This window comes from Mucilaginibacter sp. 320_HR, assembly GCF_059691875.1.
Genome location: NZ_JCAWAI010000001.1, coordinates 243,589 through 269,987, shown reverse-complemented (window position 1 = coordinate 269,987; position 26,399 = coordinate 243,589). Strand labels below are relative to the sequence as shown.

At 44.3% G+C, this 26,399-nt stretch carries 21 protein-coding genes; 10 read left to right on the top strand and 11 right to left on the bottom strand.

The features are described from left to right. Nucleotides 1–19: 19 nt before the first annotated feature. The 6 genes from AC59GT_RS01125 to AC59GT_RS01100 all read right to left on the bottom strand — a co-directional run bounded on the left by AC59GT_RS01125 (nucleotide 20) and on the right by AC59GT_RS01100 (nucleotide 6,900). Complete coding sequence (locus tag AC59GT_RS01125; RefSeq protein WP_497235928.1) at nucleotides 20–1,309, bottom strand: murein hydrolase activator EnvC family protein; 1,290 nt, start codon at nucleotides 1,307–1,309, stop codon at nucleotides 20–22. Between the two features lie 17 nt (nucleotides 1,310–1,326). Then, nucleotides 1,327–2,118, bottom strand: coding sequence for a lipoprotein insertase outer membrane protein LolB1 (gene lolB1, locus AC59GT_RS01120; protein ID WP_497235927.1), 792 nt, complete (start codon nucleotides 2,116–2,118; stop codon nucleotides 1,327–1,329). Continuing rightward, nucleotides 2,096–3,814 (bottom strand): tetratricopeptide repeat protein, encoded by a 1,719-nt coding sequence (locus tag AC59GT_RS01115; RefSeq protein ID WP_497235926.1) that lies wholly within the window; start codon nucleotides 3,812–3,814, stop codon nucleotides 2,096–2,098. The genes lolB1 and AC59GT_RS01115 overlap by 23 nt, the downstream gene beginning before the upstream one ends. Continuing rightward, nucleotides 3,811–5,313 carry a lipopolysaccharide biosynthesis protein gene (locus AC59GT_RS01110; protein ID WP_497235925.1) on the bottom strand — a complete coding sequence of 501 codons (1,503 nt, stop codon included), beginning with the start codon at nucleotides 5,311–5,313 and terminating at the stop codon, nucleotides 3,811–3,813. The genes AC59GT_RS01115 and AC59GT_RS01110 overlap by 4 nt, the downstream gene beginning before the upstream one ends. An 18-nt stretch (nucleotides 5,314–5,331) precedes the next feature. After that, nucleotides 5,332–5,610 carry an acylphosphatase gene (locus tag AC59GT_RS01105; protein WP_497235924.1) on the bottom strand — a complete coding sequence of 93 codons (279 nt, stop codon included), beginning with the start codon at nucleotides 5,608–5,610 and terminating at the stop codon, nucleotides 5,332–5,334. 117 nt (nucleotides 5,611–5,727) lie between these two features. Beyond that, on the bottom strand, nucleotides 5,728–6,900 hold the full coding sequence (locus AC59GT_RS01100) for an amidohydrolase family protein (RefSeq protein WP_497235923.1): 1,173 nt from the start codon (nucleotides 6,898–6,900) through the stop codon (nucleotides 5,728–5,730). Nucleotides 6,901–7,040: 140 nt separating this feature from the next. On the opposite strand from AC59GT_RS01100, the gene rlmN reads away from it, so the two are divergent. After that, nucleotides 7,041–8,111: a dual-specificity RNA methyltransferase RlmN gene (gene rlmN, locus AC59GT_RS01095; protein ID WP_497235922.1), complete on the top strand. Its 1,071-nt coding sequence runs from the start codon at nucleotides 7,041–7,043 to the stop codon at nucleotides 8,109–8,111. 36 nt (nucleotides 8,112–8,147) lie between these two features. Here the strand turns inward: rlmN and AC59GT_RS01090 are convergent, their stop codons facing one another. Beyond that, nucleotides 8,148–9,113, bottom strand: a complete 966-nt coding sequence (locus AC59GT_RS01090) for a hypothetical protein (protein ID WP_497235921.1) — start codon at nucleotides 9,111–9,113, stop codon at nucleotides 8,148–8,150. A gap of 130 nt (nucleotides 9,114–9,243) precedes the next feature. On the opposite strand from AC59GT_RS01090, the gene AC59GT_RS01085 reads away from it, so the two are divergent. After that, entirely contained in the window at nucleotides 9,244–11,052 is a 1,809-nt protein-coding gene (locus AC59GT_RS01085) for a sensor histidine kinase (RefSeq protein ID WP_497235920.1), read from the top strand. Between the two features lie 112 nt (nucleotides 11,053–11,164). Beyond that, nucleotides 11,165–11,857, top strand: a complete 693-nt coding sequence (locus AC59GT_RS01080; RefSeq protein WP_497235919.1) for a response regulator transcription factor — start codon at nucleotides 11,165–11,167, stop codon at nucleotides 11,855–11,857. Nucleotides 11,858–11,985: 128 nt separating this feature from the next. On the opposite strand, the gene AC59GT_RS01075 is transcribed toward AC59GT_RS01080, so the two are convergent. Beyond that, nucleotides 11,986–12,384, bottom strand: coding sequence for a hypothetical protein (locus AC59GT_RS01075; protein WP_497235918.1), 399 nt, complete (start codon nucleotides 12,382–12,384; stop codon nucleotides 11,986–11,988). Nucleotides 12,385–12,527: 143 nt separating this feature from the next. On the opposite strand from AC59GT_RS01075, the gene AC59GT_RS01070 reads away from it, so the two are divergent. Beyond that, nucleotides 12,528–14,117: a M28 family metallopeptidase gene (locus AC59GT_RS01070; RefSeq protein ID WP_497235917.1), complete on the top strand. Its 1,590-nt coding sequence runs from the start codon at nucleotides 12,528–12,530 to the stop codon at nucleotides 14,115–14,117. 71 nt (nucleotides 14,118–14,188) lie between these two features. On the opposite strand, the gene AC59GT_RS01065 is transcribed toward AC59GT_RS01070, so the two are convergent. Next, the gene (locus AC59GT_RS01065; RefSeq protein ID WP_497235916.1) at nucleotides 14,189–15,010 is read right to left on the bottom strand and encodes a sterol desaturase family protein; all 822 of its coding nucleotides are present in this window, start codon (nucleotides 15,008–15,010) and stop codon (nucleotides 14,189–14,191) included. A 72-nt stretch (nucleotides 15,011–15,082) separates the two neighbouring features. After that, nucleotides 15,083–15,673: a Crp/Fnr family transcriptional regulator gene (locus AC59GT_RS01060; protein WP_497235915.1), complete on the bottom strand. Its 591-nt coding sequence runs from the start codon at nucleotides 15,671–15,673 to the stop codon at nucleotides 15,083–15,085. A 69-nt stretch (nucleotides 15,674–15,742) separates the two neighbouring features. Between AC59GT_RS01060 and AC59GT_RS01055 the strand changes: the two genes are divergently transcribed. The 3 genes from AC59GT_RS01055 (at nucleotide 15,743) to AC59GT_RS01045 (ending at nucleotide 18,775) form a co-directional block, all read left to right on the top strand. Beyond that, a complete protein-coding gene (locus tag AC59GT_RS01055; RefSeq protein WP_497235914.1) occupies nucleotides 15,743–16,855 on the top strand; it encodes a redoxin domain-containing protein in 1,113 nt (370 codons plus the stop codon). A gap of 135 nt (nucleotides 16,856–16,990) precedes the next feature. Next, nucleotides 16,991–17,755: an SDR family NAD(P)-dependent oxidoreductase gene (locus tag AC59GT_RS01050; RefSeq protein WP_497235913.1), complete on the top strand. Its 765-nt coding sequence runs from the start codon at nucleotides 16,991–16,993 to the stop codon at nucleotides 17,753–17,755. 111 nt (nucleotides 17,756–17,866) lie between these two features. Further along, complete coding sequence (locus AC59GT_RS01045; protein ID WP_497235912.1) at nucleotides 17,867–18,775, top strand: helix-turn-helix domain-containing protein; 909 nt, start codon at nucleotides 17,867–17,869, stop codon at nucleotides 18,773–18,775. 27 nt (nucleotides 18,776–18,802) lie between these two features. Here the strand turns inward: AC59GT_RS01045 and dxs are convergent, their stop codons facing one another. Then, nucleotides 18,803–20,734 (bottom strand): 1-deoxy-D-xylulose-5-phosphate synthase, encoded by a 1,932-nt coding sequence (dxs, locus tag AC59GT_RS01040; RefSeq protein WP_497235911.1) that lies wholly within the window; start codon nucleotides 20,732–20,734, stop codon nucleotides 18,803–18,805. A 121-nt stretch (nucleotides 20,735–20,855) separates the two neighbouring features. Between dxs and AC59GT_RS01035 the strand changes: the two genes are divergently transcribed. The 3 genes from AC59GT_RS01035 to AC59GT_RS01025 all read left to right on the top strand — a co-directional run bounded on the left by AC59GT_RS01035 (nucleotide 20,856) and on the right by AC59GT_RS01025 (nucleotide 26,396). Further along, a complete protein-coding gene (locus tag AC59GT_RS01035) occupies nucleotides 20,856–21,602 on the top strand; it encodes a segregation and condensation protein A (RefSeq protein WP_497235910.1) in 747 nt (248 codons plus the stop codon). A gap of 373 nt (nucleotides 21,603–21,975) precedes the next feature. Continuing rightward, entirely contained in the window at nucleotides 21,976–23,262 is a 1,287-nt protein-coding gene (gene glyA, locus AC59GT_RS01030; protein WP_497235909.1) for a serine hydroxymethyltransferase, read from the top strand. 5 nt (nucleotides 23,263–23,267) lie between these two features. After that, entirely contained in the window at nucleotides 23,268–26,396 is a 3,129-nt protein-coding gene (locus AC59GT_RS01025; protein ID WP_497235908.1) for a PAS domain S-box protein, read from the top strand. Nucleotides 26,397–26,399 lie beyond the last annotated feature (3 nt).

The window sequence follows — 26,399 nt, the reverse complement described above, 5'->3', positions numbered from 1 at the left end:
ACAACGCTATAAAGTTTATCTAATTGTCTGCAAGCCACAACTTAGGGTTTACAGCCGTAGTTCCTTTATACAGCGAAAATATAACAGTGGCATCACCACTCAATGGGTCGGTATAAACAGTACCAATGGTTTGTTTAGTACTGATCTTTTGACCTTTTGACACTGTTAGCGAACGCAGGTTAGAGTATGCTGTGAAGTACTCGCCATGTTTTATAATAACAGTGTAAGTTCCGTAAACATCTACCACCCTCGACACTTCTCCATCGAAAACAGCCCTTACCGGAGCGCCATTGGCAGTCCGTATCTCATAGCCGTTATTGTCGTTACGAATACCTTCACTATCCGTATACGTGCCAAACCCATGTATCAGTTGTCCGTTTGTAACCGGCCATGGTAATCTTCCACGGTTACCCAAAAAGTCGTTAGATAGCTTAGCAGCTTCAGGCGTAGCGTTCAATATCTCGCTGGTTGTTTTAGCAGCAGTTTTCTTAGGAGCTGCAGGTGCTTCCCTGTTTTCCGCTTTAGCTTTTGCTGCAGCTGCCCTTGCGGCTGCCCTGGCCCGTTCTTCCTCTTCCCGCCTTGCTTCTTCAATCTCTTTACGAATGGCAGAAGCAATCTCTCTTGTCGTCTTAGCTATCTTTTTTTGTATGTCGCGTTGTTGCTGCTTAAGCTCGCCCTGGTGCTTGCTCAGGTCTGATATAACCCGCACCTGGTCGTTCTTTTGCTTACCCAACGTTTGCTTTTCTTTCTCCTGCTCTGTCAGCAGATTACTTTTCTCCCTTTTATCTTTATCCAGCTCGTTTATTTTTACATGAAGCTCCTTTTGAGTTCCTTGTATATAACCTGCCTGGCGCTCGCGGTAAGTGCCAAACTGCTGAAGATATTTTAACCTCCGATAGGCCTGGTTAAAGTCTTTTGCAGCAAAAACGAACATTAGCTTGTTGTAAGCGCTTTGGTTGCGGTAAGCAAAGAGCACCATACCTGCATAATCCTTTTTAAGCTGATCTAACTGCGATTGTAATGTATGTACGGTATTATTGCTTTTGGAGATTTGGTTATCAAGATTTCGTACCTCGGAGTTGATGTTGAGTATCTTTTCTTCCCTAAGATTGATCTGCGCCTTTAGTATATTAAGCTGTTTTATAGAGACCTTCTTATTGCTTGCTGTTTGCTGATACTCACTGTTAAGCTGCTCAAGTTCCTGGGTAAGTTTATCGCGCCTGCGTTTCAGCTCGGCACTGCTTTGTGCAAATGCGCCGGATGCTATAAATACACCAACAATAATCAGGAGCGCTCTAAAGACTTTCATCCATCAAAAATATAATTTTAATTAGCAGGTTCGTAACTTTTTGGAATACTGAAAGGGTACTCCAGCGGACGATCAAACTCCGCTTGTGTATAACGGAGGTTTACCACTATTTTATTGCCTGGCGCTGCAGACAAAATATCTACCTGAGATGGAATTATACGGCTATCTGCCTGGATGAACACCCGGTTGGTTACCTGCAAGCTTTGGCCAGCTTGCTGATTACTCAGGTTTGTTTGTGTTACCTTGAGGTCGGCACCTAAAAGCAACTTAAATATAAGCCCCTGTAAATTGCCGGATATTGCAGTGTTTGTACCTTCAGGTGTAACCCTTACATCATCAGCCAGCAATTCAGGAATAGCATTGCCTACCAGTAGGGATTGAAGGGTGCGGTAGTTTATTTGCTTACTGGCATACCTGTGTACATAGCTAAACGGCTTTTTCAAATAGACACTCTGTAACCTGTTAATGATCTGGATACTGTCTGGCGTTATAAGCGCCCGGGCCACTTCGATACCAGCAATGGCGGTTATAGATATCCAAATCTTCTGGTCGCGGTTAACGCGTATATTCAATGTAACATCGTTGTCTTTCCCGTTGATGTCAAGCTTGGTTTTAGCCTTGCCGCTGAAAGTATTGAAAGTAACCTGCCGTGCGCGAATGGCGGCAAGTTTTTCGGCCACATCGTTTATTTTTACGACTGTACTATCCTTGGCAGGCCGGTTTACTACTACCAGCTTCTTTGATTTACAGCTTATTGCCGTTATTAGTACAACTGCTATGAATATCTTATTCAGAATACTTCTTTTCATTTATCTTTTTATCTAGCAAAGGTGATGTACCACCTTGCACTTTTGCCTTGGTCCAACTTTCAACCGCAGCCGCCTTGTCGCCTGTAAAGAACAAAATATCCCCGTAATGCTCCGTCTTTGTGGCGCTATTATTATCGTGCTGCAACGATTTTTCTATCCAAACCTTAGCGTCTGCATACCTTTTTTGCTTAAAAAGTATCCAGGCGTAAGTGTCTTCGAACGAAGCAGTATTTGGCTGCAATTCGGTGCTGCGTTTAGATAACTGCGCAGCTTTATCAAGCTGTTCGTTCCTTAACGACAAATAGTAGGCATAATTGTTCATAGTGAATGCGTTATCCGGATTGTAGGTTAACGATTTTTCGTATGACTCGTCAGAGTTCTTGTTGTCTTTTAAGGAATGATAACAATCGCCCAGGGCCGAGTAACATTGCGAGAGGAGTTCTTTATCCTGCGCTTCTAAGGAAGCTGCATTTTTCAGATAACCAAGTGCCTTGTTATTGTTGCCTTTTTGTTGCCACGCCACCCCTACCAGGTAGTTCATCCAGGCCTGATTTGGGAAATAACTTAGGGCTTCTTCTCCGTCTTTTATCGCAGCGTCAAAGTCACTCTCCGCCATTTCCATTCTAACCAGCTGTTCCTGCACGGCATACGATTGCGGATTTAGCTGTTGAGCTTTCTTATATACAGGCCTTGCTTCACGATACTTTTCATTCTGCACCAGCATGTCGCCGTAAATGGCAAAAGCCTTATCACTCGTCGGATGGGTTTCTGCAGTTATTTTGGCCAGCGTAAGCGCGCTTGATTTCGCAACGGGATCTGCAAACTGCGGTACGTAATTAAGAATAATCTTAACTTTTTGCTCAACATCAATGTTAGGATCAGCAAACCCTAGCTTCAGTTCATTAAAGCTTTCCTGGTACTTTTTCTGATCGCGGTATACATCTGCCATGGCCATGTGCAGCAAACCGCCCGAGATGCCTGTCTTTTTTGCCTTTTCCAACGCGGCGAGTGCTTTATCATTAAGCCCGTTAGAATTGTATAGCTCCGCAAGCATCAGGTAATACTTTATCTCTGTGGGGTTAGCTGTCACTAATTTCTCAAGTTCGCTGGCAGCTTTCTCAATATTGCCTTGTTTCAGGTAAATCTTCTGCCTGCCATTCTGTAGATCGTCAGAGGGGCCGGTGATCTGCTCTACCTTATCGTACAACTTAAGCGCCTCGTCATAATTACGCTGCAGGTAAAAAGCGTTGGCTTTATCAAAGTAGTAATCGGCTTTATCCGGGTTAATGCGTATCAGCTGATCAAATACATTTTGCAACCTGGGCAAGTCGTTGCTTTTCTCGTAGCTGTCGGCAAGGGCCAGCCAGTACCACTCGTTGTTGGGTTTTATTGCTACCGCTTTTTCCAACAAAGGAGCAGCGGCGGGGTAATTATTCTGCGTTTTCTCCAGGTTGGCCAGCTCGTACATTGAGGCATCATTTGCCGGGTCTATAGCCAGAACCTGCGTAAATATATCGGCTGCATCCTTCCGGTTTTCAACGGACTTCTGGCGAATAGCCTCAAAAAACAAGTATTTAACCTTAACACTATCAGCGTAGGACATGGGTTTAGCCGTTGATAGCTTATCACGGCCCTGCCCGTTCACAATGCTTGCGGTACAAACACCCAGTACAACCAATAATGCAGCTGACTTCATTTACTTAAGATGGCTTTTATTCCTGTGCGTTCGGTGTAAAGTGTGCCAAGTGCGAAAGCAATTAACAAACCATTGCTGATAAATATGTTGCTATGAAACACCGTGAATGATAAATAAACGAGTAAAAGGGAGATTCCGATATAAGTCAAAAGTGTTTTAACATTATATGGAATAGGATAGTTCTTTTGCCCCCACACGTACGATAATACCATCATGGTTGCGTAAGCGGTCAGAGATATCCATGCAGAGGCTATATAGCCATAATAAGGAATGAAAATAACGTTAAGTATAATAGTTACTATTGCACCGATGCCTGAGATATACAAACCGTATTTGGTTTGATCTGTAAGTTTATACCATACCGACAGGTTCATGTAAACGCCAAGACTTACATAACCAAAAAGCAACACCGGTATCACACTGATGCCTGACCAAAATAGCTCTGTCTGTTTGGCGTCACGGCCTTTTATAAAGTACTTAAGCAGTTCTATGTTAGCAACCAACGCAACAAAAATCATGCATACCGCTATAACAAAGTAGTGCATTATACGTGCATAAGTTTGGGTGGCATTTTTGTTTTTGGCGTGACTGAAGAAAAAAGGCTCAGCGCCTAATCTGAATGCGTTTACGAATATGCTTAGGAAGATGGAAATTTTGGAACAGGCTGTATAGATACCAACTTGTGTTGCGCTATCATCAACCGGCAACAACCTGCCTAAAAGGATTTTGTCTAAGTTTTCGTTAACCAGGTAAGACAAGTTGGCAATTAACACCGGCCAGCTATACTTCAACATTTCTAAAAATAGTGAACGACTAACCCGCGGTCGAAGTTTTAAAAATTCCGGTAACAGCATAACTGCTGTTGCTGCGCTTGCCAACGTGTTGGACATGAAAACATAACCCACCCATTGTGGCCTAAACCAGCTGGCAAACCAGGCGGCGCCTGGCAAATCATGCTTGATGATGAACGGAACGCCCCAGATAAAAAAAAGGTTTAGCCCAACAAACACAATAATGTTAATCAACTTAAGCAAGCTATAGCGCCCCGGCCGGCCATCAGCCCGCAACTTCGCAAAAGGTATAACGCAAAGCGCATCGACTACAAGGGTGCCGATAAAGAATTTAATAAAAAGCACATAGTCATCAATCGGTGTTGAAGAATCAACCCGTATAAAACCAGCTATACCACGTGCAAAAGGAAACGTACAGAGCAGGAACATTGCCGACACAGCAAGGATAACACCAAACGTATTGTTGTATACCACCTGCTTATCGTCCGGTCTTTTATTCAGATATCTGAAAAAGGTAGTTTCCATGCCAAATGCCAGCAAGGCATTAAGCATAGAAGCATAACTGTACAGGTTACCAAATATCCCGTAAACTTTAGCAGAGTAAGTACGCGTATAAAGCGGGGTAAGAAAGAAACTTAGAACACGGCCGGCGATAGTACTTAACCCGTAGATAGCCGTTTGGCCGGCAAACTTTTTAGCGGTTGACAATTAAGGTGAGATTATAAATTACAAACTCTTTTTAACTACCTCAAAATTACGATAGTTTTTTAATTCACCCTCATGCGTCTCTACCGATGTTACATTAGCTTCTTCGGGCCCTTCGTGGCACCAGTCTAAAAACATGTCCATGGTAGCATTGTCAGCTTCAGCCGCGATTGAAACATCGCCGTTGTCTTCGTTCTTAACAAAACCGCGTACACCAAGTTGGTCTGCAACGGCTTTGGTGGCCTTACGGTAGAATACGCCTTGCACTTTCCCTTTAACAATAATATCCAGGTGTTTCATAAAACATCGTTTTTACTAACCGCAAAATAAACAACGCGTTTTATTTGCCGCGTGTATAACACATGCAAATTATTATTGTTGTTAAACTTTGGGTGCAGGAAGTGCTAACCGTGCTGGTTATATCAGTTTACTTACACTGGTAGCGGCAGTAATTTTACCACCTTCCAGGCCGGTAAGCAGGTTTAACCCTGGTGATTTACCCTCCTGTATAGTGCCAAACCGGTCATCTATCCCCATAAACTCCGCACCATTACGTGTTCCCCATTGTAAGAGGGTATCAAAGCTTAGAGAAGGAATGTTTTCCTGCAAAGTGCGCATTTCACTTAGTATACACAACTTAGCGTTAGATGCCAGGCTATCGGTACCCAGGGTAATATTTAGGCCCTGGTTTACAAACAAATCTATCTTTGGCAAACGCTTTTCTATGTACATATTGGCATTGGGGCAAAAGCACCAATTTATTTTACGGTCAAACCGCTTAATAAAGTAGATATCTTTAAGGTTGGTGCAGGTGTTGTGTACCAGCAATATCTTTTGCCTGTTGGTAAGCAAAGGGATTATAGATTGCAAGGAGTTGCGTGCCTGTGGCCTGAAGTAGTCTATATTAATGCCAAAGTGCTTGTACATATCTATAAAGCCGCCAAGTTTGTAACGATAAAACTTGTTCTCGTCCTCGCACTCCTGATTATGTATGCTTAGCAGGTTTTCGCCGCTGTCGCTGTATTTCTTAATCAGCTTAAAAAGCTCTTTGGAAACAGAGTAAGGCGCATGCGCGGTGATAGAAACCGATTGCGGTTTAAATTCCTCTGCAAGTGCCAGCGCTTTCTCAAAAAGGCCATCAGCATTCTCCGGCAAAAAGCCAAATATCTCAACAAAAGTATGATAATGTAATTTGCTGTTTTGCTTTATACCAAGAGATATATTACTGTTTGAGGTATCTGCACAGGCAACAATACCATTAGCAATCATTTCCTGATCAGCTTTTTCAGCTGCAGCTATTACAGCCTCTTTCTCTGAATTGCGAAAGTTTTGTACGTCTTGTATAAAACTTATAAGCCCACCTCCGGGCTTAACTTTATCTTTAAGGTGAGAGAGTTCTGTATGGCAATGTGTATTTATAAACCCTGGTACAATAACACCCCTAAGGTGCTGAGCGTCTGCTGGGGGAGGGTCGGATGATTGGGGATCAGAAACGGAGAGTATTTTTCCTCCATCATCTACTACTACTATTCCATTTTTAATAGGATCGGCACAAACTGGATAAACGTAATCGGCTACAAATGTCTTCATTAAGATAAACTTGGCATCATCTATAATTAAACCCAGTCTGCGTTAACATTACAATTAACTTATAGTTATTGTTTTTAATGCTACAAAAGAATGACTTTAAAAAAGCATCGGAAAAATTTAAAATTAGGTACTTTTGTACTGTGAATGCAAAAAAAGATAAAATAGATATCCGCAGCTTATCTCTTGAGGCTCTGCAGCAGCACTTTATCCGTATGGATGAAAAGGCGTTCAGAGCTAAACAAGTTTACGAATGGCTATGGAAAAAATCTTGTTTGTCTTTCGATGACATGAGCAACATTTCAAAAGAACTTCGCAACAAACTTAACGAAGAGTTTATAATAAATGGTGTTAAAATAAACACTTCTCAGGTTAGTGCTGATAAAACTATAAAAAATTCTTTTATATTACATGACAATCACCTTATTGAGGGTGTTTTAATTCCCACAAGCGAAAGGATGACAGCGTGCGTTTCGTCGCAGGTTGGATGCAGTCTTACATGTAAGTTTTGTGCTACCGGCTACATGGAGCGCAAACGAAACCTTAACCCTGACGAAATTTACGACCAGGTGGTACTTATTGATAAGCAAGCCCGGGAAAATTACGATATACCACTCTCCAATATCGTATACATGGGCATGGGCGAACCATTGCTTAACTACGCAAACGTGCTCAAGTCCATCGAGAAGATTACCTCCCCTGAAGGGCTTAACATGGCCGCTAAACGTATTACCGTGTCCACCGCCGGAATTGCCAAAATGATACGTAAGCTTGGCGATGATCAAGTGAAGTTTAACCTGGCATTATCGTTACATGCGGCTAACGACGAAAAGCGCAACACCATAATGCCTATTAACGAGCAAAACTCGCTTAAAGCCCTTGCAGATGCGTTAAAGTACTACTTTGCTAAAACTAAAAACCCGGTAACGTATGAATATATTATATTCGACGGGGTGAACGACGGGATACAGGATGCTATTGAACTTGCCCGTTTTTGCAAGCACCTGCCGTGCAAAGTTAATATCATCGAATACAATCCTATTGCCTTTGCCAGCTACATTAACGCAGGGGAAGACAAGGTTGAAAAGTTTGCAGATTACCTGCGCAGCCAGGGCATAAATACCAACCTGCGCCGCAGCCGGGGTAAAGATATTGATGCTGCTTGTGGCCAACTTGCCATAAAAGAAAAAGGTAAAGTAGCCGAAGCAGTTTAAACAACCTCCCGCCACCTTGGCAGCGGGAGATTCACACTATTCTTTTACTATTCGCTTAACGGCAACTACACCTCCTTGCTTCACCACCAGGAAGTAAATACCATTATGCGGCATGCTAACTTTCTTCATAAAGCTGCCACCAACTGCTTTATCGCTCAGTAATGTGTTATCATCACCATCATTAACTTTCACGGTAGCTGCGCTTTTAGCTGCTAAACTGAAGCTGATAAGCGTTTTACCTGTAGAAAACTCAGGCGACAAGTTCAGATCGTTTAGGTGCAGTGTTGCTTTTCCGTTTCCGGCAATTCGCTTAACAGTTTCCACCGGCGCGTCGACAACGCGAAAACTTACTTCATTGCTAATACCATTATTGTCGATGCTTGAGTAATTAAATGTTTGCGAGTTCCTTCCGTCGAATCCCAAAGTCATTTCACGTGGTGCACGCGGCCGGCGTAAACGCAAACGCATTGGTTCGCCTCCGTCAAAACGTAATGGACCATCCATTCGTAAAGGTCCGTCTCCATCAATACTTATGTTGCCGGTATTATCATCCATTCTGAAAGAGAAAGTGCTGTCTGCATCTCTTAACTTACGCAGCTTAAAACGAAATGCTTTACGGGCAGTGTCGCCATTTCTGTAGAACTCCATCGTGTATGGACTGGTGGCGTTATCTCCGTTGCCAAACATATGTGGGGTTTTGTCATCAACGTTGCCGTTGCGGCGAATAATGCTATTGCGGCGGATAACAATGTCTCTTTTACCATCCTTATCAGAATGCTTAAAAGTAATATTGCCAATCTTGTCTATTTCACCAAGCGCATCTTTTCGCTCCTGTGGCGTAAGCTTTTTAATGTCGCGCCCGTTAATGGTGGTGTCCCCGTTATTTATATGTATCTCTATACTTTTTGTGTCCTGTGCAAGTACTATTGGTGGTAAGCCAAGTATGGCAACAAGACTAAGCGAGAAGATGATCTCGAAACGTGATTTGCAAAGCTTTTTCATATGATTAAAGTTTAACTATCCAAAGTTATAAAACAACTACAGCTCAATATGTTAAACGTTAAGCTGATTTTTGTTAAAATTTGTTAAATGCAAAATTCGGAAGGGTATTTAAAATAATTTTGTTTCACGAATGAAGAAAAAGAGTATCGCGCTGATAATTGGTTTAATGAGTCTTGCTTTGCTGGGCGTGGTTGCCATGCAATTTTATTTCCTCCGCCAGTCCTACCAAATGCAGTCGGAAGAATTTAACCGGTCGGTAAACGACGCACTCAGCAGCGTAGTTACCAAAGTTGCCAAGCAGGATGCTATTACCTTTTTAAACGCCAAAACCAAAGTAAGGCCGTTCGCCCCAAACTCGGTATCTATAACCAGGATCAGCATTAACGGCAACTCTGTTGATGCTAACGACTCTATAAAACTAAAAAAGCTACGATCTAAACGGGAACGTAAGCTGGCAGTGCTCCGCGACAGCCTTAAGCGGATGATCATGCACAAAAAGCAGGAAGAAGAGGTTGCCGCATTAATGCAGCAAGGCACACTTAACCTGCGAATACGCATTGAGGAAATAACAGATGAGTTTGGGAATGTGCAGGCCAGAATGATCCCTGAGATTGTTAAAGGGCCAAAAACAGTAAAACGGCACATTTATAAATATGATACGTTACGCGGCACCTACATCGATCCGCAGTTTGGCCCGCAGGTAGTAACCGCAGCCACACTTAACCCTTTGTGGGTACGCGAGCAACAGCGCTTGCAAAAAGAGAAACAGTTTAAGCAGGTAAAAAAAATGCTGGAGGCAGATTCTATTGAAAATGCTCCCAAGAGTAAGGCCCGCGCCAACGTGATAGCTAACCTGGCCGAAGAATACCGGAAATCAAGCGAACCGCTGGAAAAGCGGCTCAACGGTTTTTGGATAGACTCATTGCTGAGGTTTGAACTGCACAACCGCGGCATATTCCTGCCTTTTAGTTACGAGGTGTCAACAGCCAACAGCGATTCGCTTATTTTTTCGAGCGCTATGGATACACAGGGCAAAAAGCCCGAGTTTGTTGACGCCAATACATACCAGAAGGCCATTTTCAGCAACGAAGTTGTTAACGATCCCGGGAAAATAAAGCTCTACTTCCCGGAAAAGAATTCCTTTATACTTGGCAACATGACCGCCACTATGGGCACAACCGGCGGCCTTCTACTGGTAATTATTTTTTGCTTCGGGTATACTATATTCTCCATTTTAAGGCAGAAGAAAATCTCCGAGATGAAGATAGATTTCATCAACAACATGACCCACGAGTTTAAAACGCCGGTGTCAACCATCATGATTGCCAGCGAGGCGCTAAAGGATGATGAAATAGCAGAAGATAAAACACGTGTGGCACGCCTCGCCAATGTTATTTATGAAGAAAACGTGCGACTCGGAAGCCACATAGAACGCGTGCTGAACATCGCTCGCATAGAAAAGAACGACTTTAAGCTTGACAAGAAGCCGATTGATGCAAACGATATGATCAGCGTGGTATTAGACAGCATGGCTCTTAAACTTCAAAAATGCAACGCTGTGGTTAATATGCACCTCAACTCAGAAAACGCGACTATACTTGCCGATGAGCTGCATTTTAGCAACGTAATATACAACCTGGTAGATAATGCCGTTAAGTACAGTAAAGACGCCCCTGAAATTGCGGTTACTACCTCTAATAAGAACGGTGAACTATGCATAAAGGTAGCCGATAAGGGTATAGGCATGAGCCGGGATCAGCAAAGCAAAATATTTGAGCAGTTTTACCGCATACCCACCGGCAACCTACACGATGTTAAAGGCTTTGGACTGGGGTTGAGCTATGTTAATACCATTGTGAAGAGGCTGGATGGAACTATCAGCGTAAAGAGCGAGAAAGATAAAGGCTCTGAATTTGAACTGAGGTTTCCCCTGGCTTAATTACAAAGGTGAGCTGTTTTCAACGTAACAATCTTAGTATCCTGTCGTCATACTAACAACAGGAGGAAATAAACCTGGGGATATCATTTGACATTCCTGAAACCGTCACATCATGAAGAAGATATTATTAGTTGAAGATGACCCCAACCTTGGCCTGCTGCTGCAGGACTACCTGCAACTGAAAGGAAAATTTGACGTTGAACTTTGCAAAGACGGTGAGGAAGGATTACGGGCCTTTACAAAGCAGGAGTACGACCTGATTATTCTGGATGTAATGATGCCAAAAAAAGATGGCTTTACGTTAGGTAAAGAAATCCGTAAAATAAATCCGGGCGTGCCAATCATTTTCGCTACTGCAAAAGCAATGATTGAAGATAAAACCCAGGCATTTAATTTGGGCGGCGACGACTACATCACCAAGCCTTTCCGTATAGAAGAACTTTTGCTACGCATAAACGCTTTGCTTAAACGTGCCGACAAAGCCGATAAGCACACCGACGATAGCCCCACCCAATTTACGCTGGGCAGCTACAGGTTTGATTACACCACTCAACTTATCACCCGGTCAGATGTGAATCAAAAGCTATCTACCAAAGAAGCACAACTGTTAAGGTTATTGTGCCTCCGTAAAAACGAGGTGCTTACCCGCGAAGAAGCCCTCCTGAACATCTGGCATGACGACAATTACTTTAACGGCCGCAGTATGGATGTCTTCCTGAGCAAAATACGCAAGTACTTGAAAGATGACCCTTCGGTTGAGATTATTAATGTGCATGGAAAAGGTTACAAGCTGCTGATCAATTAAATGATGCATGTGCGCAGTTGCGATTGCTGCACTTGCTGCGTAACGTTTTTAACATTAAAGAGTTAGTTTGTACCGTCCTTCCAGAGGAAAGAAGCTGGACCGATAAGCATGATCGCGTAGTTATTCTATTAATCCTTGACACCATCAAACGTTGCTCTCACCGTATCTTTGCAATCTTTACTGCTCAAGTAAAATACAAAGCTATTTTCTTGCTTTTTAATATAGATACCCACTGCTAGTTTGTCCCATAGTTCAGCGGGTACAGGATCTTCGCAACTGTATTCGACCAATTCTCCTTTCTCCCGAAGAATAATGACTTTATATAGGTGATTCCGTTTATCGAGAAACTTTTCTGCAACCTGCCCCTCCATTTTCAGCTGCTGTAAGATTACTTTATTTAACTCAGCATCTGACTGAAAAGCAGAGGCATAAAATCTTCTCGGATTGCTAACTATTAAGTATAAGAACACGCATAAAATAAGAAATACAGCCTGAACTCTTTTGTCCCAAATGTCAGTTTTAATCACAGTAATAAGCTGTTAGCTGATACATAAGCATCCACCTAAATATACTTCCATTATTTCATCTTGTAACAACTTTGTTAACTCGTCCGCTAAAGTTTCCTCTCGAAATTAGATAAGTTTGCTCATTGCTTAACTAACTGATCGATATGAAATTAAAACTACTTTACACCTGCGTTGCACTCGCAGGCATTACCGGTTCTGCCTTTGCGCAGGAAACTGTAGACCAGGCCGCCGTAGCCAAAATACGGGAGGAAGGCCTTAACCACTCCAAAGTAATGGAGACAGCATTTTATCTTACTGATGTTGCCGGGCCACGTTTGTCTGGTTCGCCGGGCTTGAAACGCGCGCAAGACTGGGCTGTTAACCAACTGAAAAGCTGGGGTATGACAAATGCTAAACTAGAACCATGGGGTAAATTTGGTAAAGGCTGGGAAGTACAAAAGAACTATGCAGCTATTACCGTGCCTTACTACCACGCCATTATAGCTATCCCTAAAGCGTGGACACCAAGCACCAACGGCATCGTAAAAGGTGAAGTGGTTTTGGTGAAAGCGGATACCACTACTGATCTTGACAAATACAAAGGCAAGCTGGCCGGTAAAATTGTGATATTTGATGCGCAGCAAAAACTTACCCGCAGCACCAATCCCGACCTTTCCCGCTATACTGATGAGCAGTTGGATAAAATGGCCGCTGCTACTATGCAGCCTGCCGGTCCGCGCCGCCAGTTTGATGCCAACAGCCCTGCTTTTGCAGCACGCCGCCGTATGCTGGCTATGCGTACTGCCATTAACAAGTTCTTATTGGACGAGAGGGTTGGCTTGATACTAAGCCAGGGCCGCGGTACAGACGGTACCACCTTTACTACTAACGGTGCCTCTTACGCAGATACCGCTAAAGCCGTAGCACCGGAACTGGAAACCAGCGGCGAAGATTACCTGCGCATCCTGCGCCTGGTAAAAGCCGGCCAAAAGGTAGAGATGGAAGCTGAGATTAAAACAGAATTTTTTAACAAGGACCTGCAAGGCTACAACGTAGTTGCCGAAATACCTGGTACAGATAAGAAATTAAAAGAACAGGTGATCATGATAGGTGGCCACCTTGATTCATGGCATGGCGCTACAGGCGCTACAGATAACGCCGCGGGCAGCGCCGTAATGATGGAAGCAATGCGCATCCTGAAAGCTATCGGTTACAAACCAAAACGCACCATCCGTATTGCACTTTGGAGCAGTGAAGAACAAGGTTTGTTTGGTTCACGTGGTTACGTGGCACAGCACTTTGGCGATCCGCGTACTATGAAGCTTAAACCAGAGCAGTCTAAACTTGATGCATACTACAACCTGGATAATGGTACAGGCAAGATCCGCGGCATATACCTGCAGGGCGACTCGGCTGCCGGACCTATATTTAAAGCATGGCTGGCACCTTTCAAAGACCTTGGTGCAACTACCGTTACTGTTAGCAACACAGGCGGCACCGACCACCAAAGCTTTGACGCTGTTGGCCTACCGGGCTTCCAGTTCATACAGGACGGCATGGACTATAACACCCGTACCCACCACAGCAACCAGGACACCTATGACCGCCTGAGCGAAGACGATCTGAAACAAGCTGCTACTATTGTTGCATCATTTGTATACAACACCAGCGAACGTGCAGCCATGATACCGCGTAAGGCATTGCCTACTCCGCCGCCGGCAGTAACTCCGCCACCGGCAACACCAAGGAACTAAGCACTGCTTATTAAACAAAGAAAGGCGATGAGTTAACCTCATCGCCTTTCTTTGTTTAGATTCCGATTCAATTAAGCTTCAGCCATCATGCCGGCAGATTGATTTGCCGCCTCTCCTGCGTTCTGCTTAACAGCCATTCGCTGAGCCTGTATTCGATCGTATTCTTTTACATAATCCGGGTGTTCGGTGCCCATTGCGCGGTCCCAAAAACGCAAATACAAGCCATAGTTCCCTTTAAACTTACTATGATGAAAATTGTGGTGAACCGAAGTATTAACCACCTCGAACAACCATGTTTTCCTGAGCCATAACGGCGCTATCTCATAACCTAAATGCCCGTAAACATTTATTACAAAACCTGACAGGATAAATAGGCTGATAGAAACAGCATTCATCGGCATAACTGCTACCACCACCAATAAAACCAGCCCTTCGGCAACAGCTTCCAGAAAATGGAAGGAATAGGAGCTCCATGGCGACGGGTTGGTAGCTTTATGATGCAGCAGGTGTGTATGCCTGAACAATGCCGGGTGATGCAGCAGCCTGTGCATCCAGTAAAAATAAGCGTCATGCACCAGCAGGCTCAATGGCACGCTCAATAGCACCCACCATAAAGGCAAAGTGGTGCCTGCAGACGGTATTTGTGTTACTTGCCTTACGGGAGTTAAAAATACTACGCAGGCAATAGCAGCAAACACCAGTGTGGTTTGCAGCGAGTGCAATATATCCCGTATAAAATCGGCTTTGGCCGCCTCTTTCTTCTGGATCTTGTATGAAGAAAGGCGCTTACTGAAAAGCCTATAGAACAGGAAAAACGCTAACCCTGCAATAACAAAGTACCGCAACACCGATGCGGTTAAAGCCACTATGAAAAATTTTGCTACTTGTTCCATTTGTGTTAATCAGTATGAATATCACAAATTTACCGCGGCATTATCTTATAAAAATTAACAAAAGATAATAAGCTATTTCTGGTGTTGAGCTATGCGTTTACGGATACGGCTAAGCGAAACCGGTGTAATGCCCAGCAACGTTGCCAGGTATTTATCAGGCACACGGTTGTATAATGATGGCTGCTCTTCAATTAATTTAAGATATCTTTCTTCGGCAGTGAGCAGCACAAAGCTCTCCACGCGATCCATGGCTTCGCCCAGCATGTGCAGCAGAACGGAATGCTTGGTGGAAGACAACGATAAACTCTCTCCTATTATCTTCTCGGCCTTGTAATAATCCATTTCCAGCAACTCGGTGTCTTCCATCGCCTGGTAAATAAACCGGTTTGGGCGTTGGTAAATAACCCCGTCTACAGATGCGATGAACTGGTTCTCCCACCTCAGCATCACTGTCAGGTCATCGCCGTTTGGCTTTAAATGATATACACGTATGAGACCGCTGTTGATAAAGGCAAGCTTCTGCGAGTCAGACCCGGCATCAATATATACCTCCCCCGCTGCCAGCTTACGGGTGCGGGTTATCTGCAGGAGGTTGGCGATGTCGGCAGGGCCAAGTTGCCCAAAGACATTAGCAGGAAAATTTATGTTTTCAAGATTAGGCATAGCTAATTACAAAAGATTGTCTCACTTCACAATATTCAAACCTAATTTCTATCTTTCAAAAACAAAGCCATGAAGATTATTTTATACCTACTATTTGCTTTTCCGGTCATTGTTCGCGCACAGCAGACCTATCGCGTAAGCGGCCAGGTTGATGAACTGCGGGATGGAGATAAGATATATTTCTCTTACCACCTAAACGGAGAATTACACAAGGATTCCACGGTAGCTAAAAACCATAAATTTACTTTCTCTGGCAAAATAAACAAGCAAGCAAAAGGATCCCTGTCTGCCCGTGAAAATCCTTTTTCAGACATTGACATTTTACATAACAGCGTCACGCTTTATGTTGAACCCGGGCAAATAAATGTTACAAGTAAAGACTCGCTTAAATATGCTCTTGTTACAGGGACTACGATTAACAACGATTATACGGAGTTGACAGCCATTTTAAAGCCTTACTATAAAGAGTTACGCAATGTTAACGACAGCTTTGATAAGCTATCACCCGAACAACAGAAAAACGTGGACAATATAGCTCAGCAGCGAAAACAGTATCATGCAGTACTGGCGCAAATGGTTCCGCTCAAAATGGCGTTTGTTGCGCGGCACCCTAATTCATACATCAGCTTTGCGGCCTTACGCGACATGCTGAACCAATGGGATGCCAACAGCATAGACAGTGCATTTAACACCTTAGCGCCGGGGTTAAAAAACAGCTCCGAAGCAAAAAGCTTTGCTCTAAAGCTGGCATCGGCAAAACGGGCAGCTTTAGGTACAACGGCACCCGGCTTTTTACTTCCCGATGCGAAAGGGCAGCTAACCAGTTTGCAGGATTACCGGGGTAAATATGTACTGATTGATTTTTGGGCATCATGGTGCCTGCCATGCAGGCAGGAAAACCCGAATGTAAAGGCGGCATTCGAACGTTTTAAAAACAAAAACTTTACGGTATTAAGTTTATCCATAGATGATTCCCGCGCCCGTAAGGCTTGGCTTAAGGCAATAGGCGAAGACGGCTTACCCTGGCCCCAACTTTTAGATGCCTCGAAGAAAGTACATGATAGCTATGGCGTTACTTACATCCCCGCTAATTTCCTTATTGATCCGAATGGAAAAATAATTGCAAAGAATTTAAAAGACACCGCACTTACTGATAAGTTAAGCGAACTGCTGAACAGGTAGGCGTATTCTGAAAATTCTTTAATTTTGAAAATTCTGATTCTAACATTATTTGATTTTTACAAATAATGGATTGAATGCTCCAAACATCTGCCTTTACTTTAGCCCCATATTTGCATAACACAACTTAAATGCAAAATGGAGCAAAAAACTAAGATAGCCCTGGTAACCGGCGGCAGCCGCGGGTTGGGCAAAGACATGGCCTTACGTTTGGCCGAAAAAGGACTTGATGTGGTATTAACCTACAACAGCCAGCAGCAAGATGCGCTGGCCGTAGTAGCGCAAATAGAAGCAACCGGCCGCAAAGCAGCAACGCTTCAGCTTAACGCAGGCGATATAAAAAGCTTTGCCACCTTTACAGAAGAGCTTCAGCAGGTATTGCAAAATACTTTCAATACCAACCGTATCGACTTTTTAATAAACAATGCCGGTACAGCTTTATATGTACCTATAGCAGAGATGACTGAAGAAGCTTTTGACGATGTGTTGAACGTGCACTACAAAGGCGTTTACTTCCTTACACAAAAGCTTTTACCAGTTATTAACGATGGTGGTGGTATCATAAATATCTCCAGTGGACTTACCAGGGTAAGCGCACCAGGATCGTCAGCCTATGCCAGCATGAAAGGCGCTGTAGAAGTGTTTACTCGTTACCTCGCCAAAGAGCTTGGGACACGTGGTATAAGAGCTAACGCGGTAGCACCAGGCGCGGTAATGACCGACTTTGGCGGCGGCCACCTGCGCGGCAACGAGCAGCTTAAGCAATACATCAGCAGCGTTACGGCTTTAGGACGGCCGGGTGTTGCCGAAGATATTGGTGGCGTTGTAGCTTTCTTGTGTACCGAAGATGCTCGCTGGGTAAATGCTCAACGCATTGAAGCATCAGGTGGTATGCAGTTGTAAAACAGTACTCCACAGCAAATGCAGGTATACAGCATGCCTGCATTTGCCGTTTAAAGGGCTTAACCTTTCATCAGCATTAATTTATATAACTTTGATTTATACAAAACACCAATGGCACCCCACACCAGCATAGACCAGTTTTACAGGGAAAGCTCGGCACAACTGCCCGAAGGCATTAGTAAGGAAATAGGCCATTTTAACGTGTTTGAGACAGAGAAGCTTTTTAATAAAGTGACGGGCAGCCGCGTGATGCCTTACACCCGGAGAGATTATTATAAGATAGGCTGGATACGTGGAAAAAGCAAGGCCGAGTATGCCGACAAGGTAATAGACATTGAAGAGAATGCCCTGCTGTTTGCCACACCCAAGATCCCCTACCACTGGGTACCTGCTGATGGTAACCAAACCGGCATGTTCTGCATCTTCACGCCCGATTTCCTGGCCGAACGAAAGTCAGGTGCCTCGCTCGACGATCTGCCAATTTTTCAACCGGGGCAGTTGCCTGTGTTCCAGCTATCTGACGAGGAGGTTAAAGAGATAGAATACATCTTCCGCAAGATGCATAAAGAACTGCAGGCCGATTATAAGTTTAAGTACGATCTACTACGCAACCTGGTACTTGAGCTGATCCACTATGGCCAAAAGCTGCAGCCCATGTCTGCTGTGAGTACATCACAGGATGCGTCGCAACGAATATCATCCCTGTTTGTAGAACTATTAGAAAGGCAGTTCCCGCTGGAGTCGGCACATCAACGGCTTAGCCTTCGTTCGCCAAAGGATTATGCAGACAGACTGGCCATACATGTTAATCACCTGAACAAGGTTTTAAAAGAAGCTATGGGCAGTACCACCACCCAAATCATCAGCAACCGTATAATGCAGGAGGCAAAAATACTGCTGAAGCAAACCAACTGGAGCGTAGCAGAAATAGCTTACACGCTGGGCTTTGATGATGTGGCACATTTCTCCAACTACTTTAAAAAGCAGGGAGGCACCGCACCGCTGGCATTCCGGTCGTGATGGCTGTCGTAAGCCAAAGAGAATAAATTAAGATGCTATTGTATGCTTGTTGCGTTTTATATCCAGCGCGCGCACTTTGGCGGCAATAGATGCCGCGTCGTAACCGCAATCGGCCCATAGTTCCGGCTGTTCACCATGCTCTATCACCTGGTCTGGCATACCTAACCTCACTACAGTTGTAGCATGGTATTTATTGTCAGCCATAAACTCCAGCACTGCGCTGCCCATGCCACCTTCCAGGCAGCCATCCTCAACGGTAATTACGTGACCGTATTTGCTGAAAACCTCGTGTAATAAGGCTTCATCAAGCGGCTTAACAAAGCGAAGATCGTAATGGGCAGGATAGTAGCCCTCCTCATTTAGCATAGCGGTAGCTTTAACCGCTTCATTACCAATAGTTCCAATAGAAAGGATAGCGACATCCTCCCCGTCGCATATCTTACGGCCCTTACCAACAGGTATAGCTTTGAAAGGACGCTGCCAGTCTACCATAACACCGTTGCCACGCGGATAACGGATGCTAAAGGGCCCCATATTGTCTAACTGGGCGGTATACATCAGGTTACGCAGTTCTTCCTCGTTCATCGGTGCAGAAACCGTCATGTTAGGGATGCTGCGCATATAAGCAAGATCGTACGCGCCATGGTGCGTTGGGCCGTCAGCACCGGCAATACCGGCACGGTCAAGGCAAAATACCACGTTAAGCTTTTGTATAGCAACGTCATGTATCACTTGGTCATAAGCGCGCTGCATAAAGCTGCTGTAAATGTTACAAAAAGGCGTAAGCCCTTGTGTAGCAAGGCCGGCAGAGAAGGTAACGGCGTGCTGTTCGGCTATACCTACGTCAAACGCCCGGTTTGGCATAGCTTTCATCATTAGGTTAAGTGAACATCCCGACGGCATGGCCGGGGTGATACCCATTATTTTAGAGTTGGCTTCGGCCAGTTCTATTATTGTATGGCCAAAAACGTCCTGGTATTTAGGAGGCTGTGGTTTGTCGTACTTTGTTTTTTTAATCTCGCCGGTAATCTTGTCGAACAAGCCTGGTGCGTGCCACTTGGTTTGGTCCTTTTCGGCCAGTGCGTATCCCTTACCTTTAACCGTAATGCAATGCAGCAGTTTAGGCCCGGGTATGTTGCGCAGGTCCTGCAGCAGTTTCACCAGGTGCTTAACATCATGCCCGTCAACCGGTCCAAAGTAGCGGAATTTAAGCGCCTCAAAAAAGTTGCTCCGTTTAAGCAAGGTACCCTTTATGCTCTTTTCGAGCTTCTTGGCTATCTTAAACGCATCAGGACCAATAGACGATATTTTGGTAAGTACGTTGGCTATATCATCTCTAAACCGGTTATATGGCTTAGAGGTGGTAATGTCCGTAAGGTATTCCTTTAGCGCGCCCACGTTTGGATCTATCGACATGTTATTGTCGTTAAGTATCACCAGCAGATTGCTGTTCTCTATACCAGCATGGTTTAAAGCCTCAAAGGCCATACCCGCTGTCATGGCGCCATCGCCAATTACAGCCACGTGCTGGCGGTCGGTCTCGCCTTTATATTGCGATGCAACAGCCATTCCTAAGGCAGCTGAAATAGAGGTTGATGAATGCCCTACCCCAAAGGTGTCATAAACACTTTCTGAGCGCTTTGGGAAGCCGCTTATGCCGCCATGTATACGGTTGGTATGAAATGTATCTCTTCGTCCGGTAAGTATTTTGTGCCCATAAGCCTGGTGGCCAACGTCCCATACCAACTGATCGTATGGCGTATTCAATACGTACTGAAGTGCTACTGTAAGTTCCACCGTACCCAAACTTGCGGCAAAGTGCCCCCCGTTCACCGACACTACATCAATAATGTACTGGCGAAGTTCGTTACAAACCTGTTCTAGTTCATCTTCTGTAAGCTGTTTCAGATCAGAAGGAAAAGCGATCTTACTTAACAATTCACCGGCGGGTACCTGCATGGACAAATCAAATTGAGAGATATTAATACAAAGTAAGGTATTATATTGATAAGTTTATAATGTGTTAATTGTTTTGTGACGCAAACGGGGAACTTACGGCCTTTAAACGTATTTTTGAAGCATGACGGATGACAGTTTTGCCATAAAGTTGCCGCAGTTTGAAGGCCCCTTCGACCTGCTGCTGTTCTTTATAGAACGCGACGAACTGGACGTGCATGACATCCCCATCGCTAAGATAACTGATGATTTCCTGAACTACATCCATCAGATGACGGTGCTGAACATGGAACTGGCCAGCGAGTTTATTTTTGTTGCGGCCACGCTCATGCGGATAAAAGCGAAAATGCTGCTGCCGCGGCACAGCGAAGCGGGTGAAGAAAACGAGCTGGACACAAAGGAAGGCCTAATTCGTAAGCTGATAGAATACAAAAAGTTTAAGGAAGTGTGCGAGCAACTGCGCCCGTTTGAAGATGAACGCTTTAAGCAGGAACGCAGGGGTAACATCAGGACGGACCTGGAACAGGTAGAGAAAGTAGCCGTACCCGGCGAAGAGCTGTCGGATATTAACCTGTATAAACTCATGACGGTTTACAACAGAGTGATGCGGCAATTTATGACCCGCACCGAACCGGTAACCCATACCGTTGTACAATACCCATACACCATTGAGCAGCAAAAGCAGGCAATAAACAACCTGCTGCAAATAAATAAGCGGCTGGACTTTAAGAGCATTGCTGATAAAAGCGAGAACAAAGTACATTTTGTCTACAATTTTTTGGCGGTGCTGGAGATGCTGCAGCAGGAACTGATAGATATACAGGTAGGGCTCGGCTTCAACAATTTTTGGATAGCGCCGAGGAGAGAGTAAGTCGGTATGCAGTTGCAGTTTGCAGTAGCGCTTTGAAGCTGGCAGTTTGCAGTATTAAGTTACCATTTACCACTCACCCTGACTAATCACTACTCACCTAAGAGCTGTATCATCAGGTAAAAAAGTCGTAAAAACTGTAACACGGCCGCCAAAACTGTAACATGTTCAAACATCTACTTTTCATAATACACTGATAGATAATCCATTATAAAAATTAGGTCACTTTTAGGTGTATCAGGTGTAACACCCTGTCGTGATACAGTTGTTACAGGGTAAGGTTATACATCAATTTAAAATGCTTAATTGCTTATCTTCAATAACCTGTGTCATTTCTCACATCTAATCTCTAATTTTACGCGCATTACACACAGCAATGAAAAGAGACAAAATTATATTCAAATTACTAGACGAGGAACAGCAACGCCAGGAAGAAGGTATTGAACTGATAGCATCCGAGAACTTCGTGAGCAAACAGGTTATGGAAGCTGCCGGCTCGGTAGCAACCAACAAATACGCCGAAGGCCTTCCGGGCAAACGCTACTATGGCGGTTGTGAAATAGTCGACGAGATAGAGACCATTGCTATTGAACGCGCAAAGCAGCTTTTCAACGCCGAGTGGGCAAACGTGCAGCCACATAGTGGTGCACAGGCTAACGCCGCAGTAATGCTGGCCTGCCTGCAGCCAGGCGACAAAATATTAGGGTTCGACCTTTCGCATGGTGGCCACCTTACCCATGGCTCACCGGTAAACTTCTCCGGTAAGTTATACGAACCTCACTTTTACGGTGTGAAGAGAGAAACCGGTTACATTGACTACGAGCAGCTAAAAGAAGTAGCACTGCGTGAGAAACCAAAGCTGATCGTATGCGGCGCTTCTGCATATTCACGTGATTGGGATTACGCCTTTATACGCCAGGTAGCCGATGAAGTAGGCGCTTTGGTACTGGCAGATATATCTCATCCGTCGGGCCTTATTGCACGCGGTTTGTTAACAGACCCGCTTCCGCATTGCCATATCGTAACTACCACTACGCATAAGACCCTGCGCGGCCCACGTGGCGGCCTTATCTTATTAGGTAAAGATTTTGAGAACCCATGGGGACTTAAAACACCCAAGGGTGAGGTTAGAATGATGTCGAACCTGCTGGACATGGCCGTTTTCCCCGGCACACAGGGCGGCCCGCTGGAGCATATCATTGCTGCTAAGGCAATAGCCTTCGGTGAAGCATTAAGCGACAGCTACATGAAATATATTGTTCAGGTAAAGCTGAACGCCGCAGCAATGGCCAAAGCTTTTGTTAACAGGGGTTATGAAATCATCTCAGGAGGAACAGATAACCACCTGATGCTTATCGACCTCAGGAACAAGAACATCAGCGGTAAAGCTGCTGAGAAGGCCTTGGGTGAAGCAGATATTACCATCAATAAAAATATGGTTCCGTTTGATGACAAGTCGCCATTTGTCACATCGGGTATACGTGTAGGCACAGCTGCTATAACCACCCGTGGTTTAAAAGAAAAGCATATGGAAACCATTGTGGAATTTATAGATGATGTATTAAAAAGCCCTGAAGACGAAACCGTTTTGAAGAAAGTTCGTAAAAAGGTGCACAAGCTGATGGCAGATCATCCATTATATAGCGACAAGCATTTAAACTAAATTTAATGGCTGTAGGGCAGGGTATGAAAGAAAACGAAGAAAGCGGACGCTTAACCGCTCTGCATTCGTACGACATTCTCGATTCGCTGCCCGAAAAAGAGTATGATGCTATTGCGCGCCTGGCCTCCTATATATGCCAGGCGCCGCTAGCCTTTATTACCTTTATTGATAATGACCGGCAGTGGTTTAAATCTAAAGTAGGTTACGATCTGGACTTTATTCCTAAAGTCGATTCTTTTTGCCGCCACACAATCCTGAAGAAAGAACTGGTAGAAGTGCCTGATGCTTCTCAAAACGAATTGTTTTGCGAAACAGAAATGGTTACCGGAAACTTCCATATCCGATTTTACGCCAGTGCGCCGTTAATTGATCCGGATGGCTACTGTATTGGTACCCTTTGCGTTTTTGACCAGCAGCCGAAACACCTAAGCGACGAGCAAAAGGATGCCTTAAGCACCCTGGCTGACGAGGTGATGAGTCACCTCATCCTCCGCAAGCAAAAGAAGGAACTGGAGCAAAGCTTGCAGGCACATAAAGATTTTTACACGCTCTTTAACAGTTCATCTGAAATACACTTCATTGCAGGTGCCAATTCCAACATCGAATTAATAAATAACTGCGTAAGCGACATCCTGGGCTACAGTCCGGAACAAGCTATTGGCAAATCGTTATGGTCGTTTGTAGCGGGCCAAAACCGCGAACAATTTGCTCCACTTATAGAAAAGGCTGTAGCCTCGCATGAGCCGTTTGAACTTGACACGCAAGCTGTTACCTCGACCGGCGAAATGAAGTGGATAAGCTGGACGGCAGTAAATAAGAATGGCAAGTGGTATGCAAGCGGCCGCGACGTTACCTACCAGAAAAACCTGCTTACCCAAACAGAACAACTCTCGCTGGTAGCCAGTAAGATAAAGAACGGCGTTCTGATTAGCGACGCAGAAGATAATGTACTATGGACCAACGCGGCTTTTGAAGATATCACCGGTTACAACATTAAAGATGTTGAGGGTCGGTTTTTAGGAGATGTTTTAAAAGGTAAACCTAAAGACCAGAATGCTGAGAACGAACTAATAGATGCACTTCAAAATAAGCGTTCATACGAGGTGGAGCTATCAATCACCACTAAAGATGGCAGGGCTCTTTGGATTTCGGTAACCAATTCTATCATTTATGGCCCTACGGGTAAGATAGAGAAATTCATCCGCATAATTATTGATATTACCAGCCGCAAACGCGCTGAACAGGATGTGGAGATACTCTCATTTGCTGCGAGGAAGTCGCCAAGCGGTATTATGATCCGTGACGCGGAAGGTAAGATCATATGGATGAATGACTCGATGTCTCACATCATCGGCTACACACTGGATGAGCTAAGGGGCCAAACCATGGGCACTAAACTCCTGGGAGAAGACACCGATATGCGGGTGTTTGAGAAAGCCTTAGAAGCTGTTAAGCAGAACAAGTCCTACGAGGTCGAGTTAAAAATCTATAAAAAGGATGGCACACCTACTTGGGTATTTATCACTAATAGTCCGCTGTTTAACGAGGTGGGCCAGGTAGAGCGCCAGATTGGCGTTATGGTTGATGTAACAGCACGGAAGCAAACTGAAGAGCAGTTAAATATGCTTTCGCTAGTTGCAAGTAAAGCAACCAGCGGGGTGGTTATAAACGATAGCAGCGGCAAAGTAGAATGGGTTAATGATGCCTTTGAAAGCATAACAGGCTATTCACTTGCTGATGTTGAAGGAGGCCATTTAGGTGATGTTTTGAAAGGGGAGCTCACCGATGTTTCAATTATTTCTAAGGCAAGGGAACTGTCGGAGAAAAAGCAATCGTTTGAAGTTGATTTACTGGTTTACAAAAAGGACGGCACCCCAATATGGATATCTGTAATTAACTCAGTTATCACCAATGATGCAGGGAAAGTAGATAAGTACATTGAAGTTATACTGGATATTACCGCGAAGAAAAAAGCTGAACTTGAACTTATTACCGCAAAAGAAGAAGCTATACAGCTAAGCAGGGCAAAAGACATGTTTATTGGCGTAATGAGCCATGAAATACGTACGCCGCTCAATGCCGTTATCGGCATGTCGCATTTGTTAATGAACGACAATCCGTCTGAGTCACAAAAAGAGAACCTGAACATTTTGAAGTTTTCTGCCGAGAACCTCATGACCCTGATTAATGATGTGCTGGATTTCACCAAAATTGAAACTGGCAATATTGAGCTTGAAAAAGCAAGGGTAAATGTTAGGGAAATGATTGAGGGCGTTACGCTATCAATGCAGTACAAAGCACAAGAAAATGGTATATATCTGCGTAGTAATATAGAAGAGAGTGTACCTGCTTTTGTTATTGGTGATAGGGCCAGGTTGGTTCAAATACTGTTGAATCTGGTAAGTAATTCGGTTAAATTCACATCGACAGGAGGTGTGGATATCGACCTGAAGGTTATAGAACAGGATTCGAAATCTGTAAGGATACGTTTTGCAGTTTCTGATACCGGAATTGGTATTGCAAAAGAAAAATTAAATACCATCTTTGAGTCTTTTAAGCAAGCTGAGGCTGATACCACCCGAAATTATGGTGGCACAGGCTTAGGTTTAGCTATTAGTAAACGATTAATAGAGTTGCACGATTCCAGAATTAACGTTGACAGCGTACCTGGACAGGGCTCTACTTTCTGGTTTACAATAACTTTTAAAAAGCTGGAAGGCCAAACCGTAAATAATAACAACAAAGTGGAAACAGGGCTCAATATTCATGTGCTGGTGGTTGATGATAACCAAATAAACAGGCTGCTTATAAATAAGGTGCTTAAAAAATGGGGCGCCACTGCGGATTTTGCTGAAAATGGCCAGGAAGCTATTGATAAGCTTCAGGAACATAAGAATTTTGATGTGGTGCTAATGGACATCCATATGCCTATTATGGGCGGACTTGAAGCTACCGGGGTTATCCGCACTTTTAACGATCCATACTTTCAAAACTTGCCAATAATTGCGCTTACTGCTTCTATGTTAAGTAACCAAATGGGAGAAATAGAGAACGCCGGCATGAACGACTACATACTAAAACCCTTTGATCCGGCTACACTGCACGATAAACTCAGCAGATACCAGAAGCAATAAAAA

Excerpts from the sequence above, each read along its gene's own strand:
- AC59GT_RS01045 (WP_497235912.1), top strand. The coding sequence starts at position 17,867 with ATGGCACCCCACACCAGCATAGACCAGTTTTACAGGGAAAGCTCGGCA.
- AC59GT_RS01125 (WP_497235928.1), bottom strand. The coding sequence starts at position 1,309 with ATGAAAGTCTTTAGAGCGCTCCTGATTATTGTTGGTGTATTTATAGCA.
- AC59GT_RS01100 (WP_497235923.1), bottom strand. The coding sequence starts at position 6,900 with ATGAAGACATTTGTAGCCGATTACGTTTATCCAGTTTGTGCCGATCCT.
- AC59GT_RS01090 (WP_497235921.1), bottom strand. The coding sequence starts at position 9,113 with ATGAAAAAGCTTTGCAAATCACGTTTCGAGATCATCTTCTCGCTTAGT.
- AC59GT_RS01065 (WP_497235916.1), bottom strand. The coding sequence starts at position 15,010 with ATGGAACAAGTAGCAAAATTTTTCATAGTGGCTTTAACCGCATCGGTG.
- AC59GT_RS01070 (WP_497235917.1), top strand. The coding sequence starts at position 12,528 with ATGAAATTAAAACTACTTTACACCTGCGTTGCACTCGCAGGCATTACC.
- AC59GT_RS01060 (WP_497235915.1), bottom strand. The coding sequence starts at position 15,673 with ATGCCTAATCTTGAAAACATAAATTTTCCTGCTAATGTCTTTGGGCAA.
- AC59GT_RS01085 (WP_497235920.1), top strand. The coding sequence starts at position 9,244 with ATGAAGAAAAAGAGTATCGCGCTGATAATTGGTTTAATGAGTCTTGCT.
- AC59GT_RS01080 (WP_497235919.1), top strand. The coding sequence starts at position 11,165 with ATGAAGAAGATATTATTAGTTGAAGATGACCCCAACCTTGGCCTGCTG.
- dxs (WP_497235911.1), bottom strand. The coding sequence starts at position 20,734 with ATGCAGGTACCCGCCGGTGAATTGTTAAGTAAGATCGCTTTTCCTTCT.
- AC59GT_RS01115 (WP_497235926.1), bottom strand. The coding sequence starts at position 3,814 with ATGAAGTCAGCTGCATTATTGGTTGTACTGGGTGTTTGTACCGCAAGC.
- AC59GT_RS01105 (WP_497235924.1), bottom strand. The coding sequence starts at position 5,610 with ATGAAACACCTGGATATTATTGTTAAAGGGAAAGTGCAAGGCGTATTC.
- glyA (WP_497235909.1), top strand. The coding sequence starts at position 21,976 with ATGAAAAGAGACAAAATTATATTCAAATTACTAGACGAGGAACAGCAA.
- AC59GT_RS01050 (WP_497235913.1), top strand. The coding sequence starts at position 16,991 with ATGGAGCAAAAAACTAAGATAGCCCTGGTAACCGGCGGCAGCCGCGGG.
- AC59GT_RS01025 (WP_497235908.1), top strand. The coding sequence starts at position 23,268 with ATGGCTGTAGGGCAGGGTATGAAAGAAAACGAAGAAAGCGGACGCTTA.
- AC59GT_RS01035 (WP_497235910.1), top strand. The coding sequence starts at position 20,856 with ATGACGGATGACAGTTTTGCCATAAAGTTGCCGCAGTTTGAAGGCCCC.
- AC59GT_RS01055 (WP_497235914.1), top strand. The coding sequence starts at position 15,743 with ATGAAGATTATTTTATACCTACTATTTGCTTTTCCGGTCATTGTTCGC.
- lolB1 (WP_497235927.1), bottom strand. The coding sequence starts at position 2,118 with ATGAAAAGAAGTATTCTGAATAAGATATTCATAGCAGTTGTACTAATA.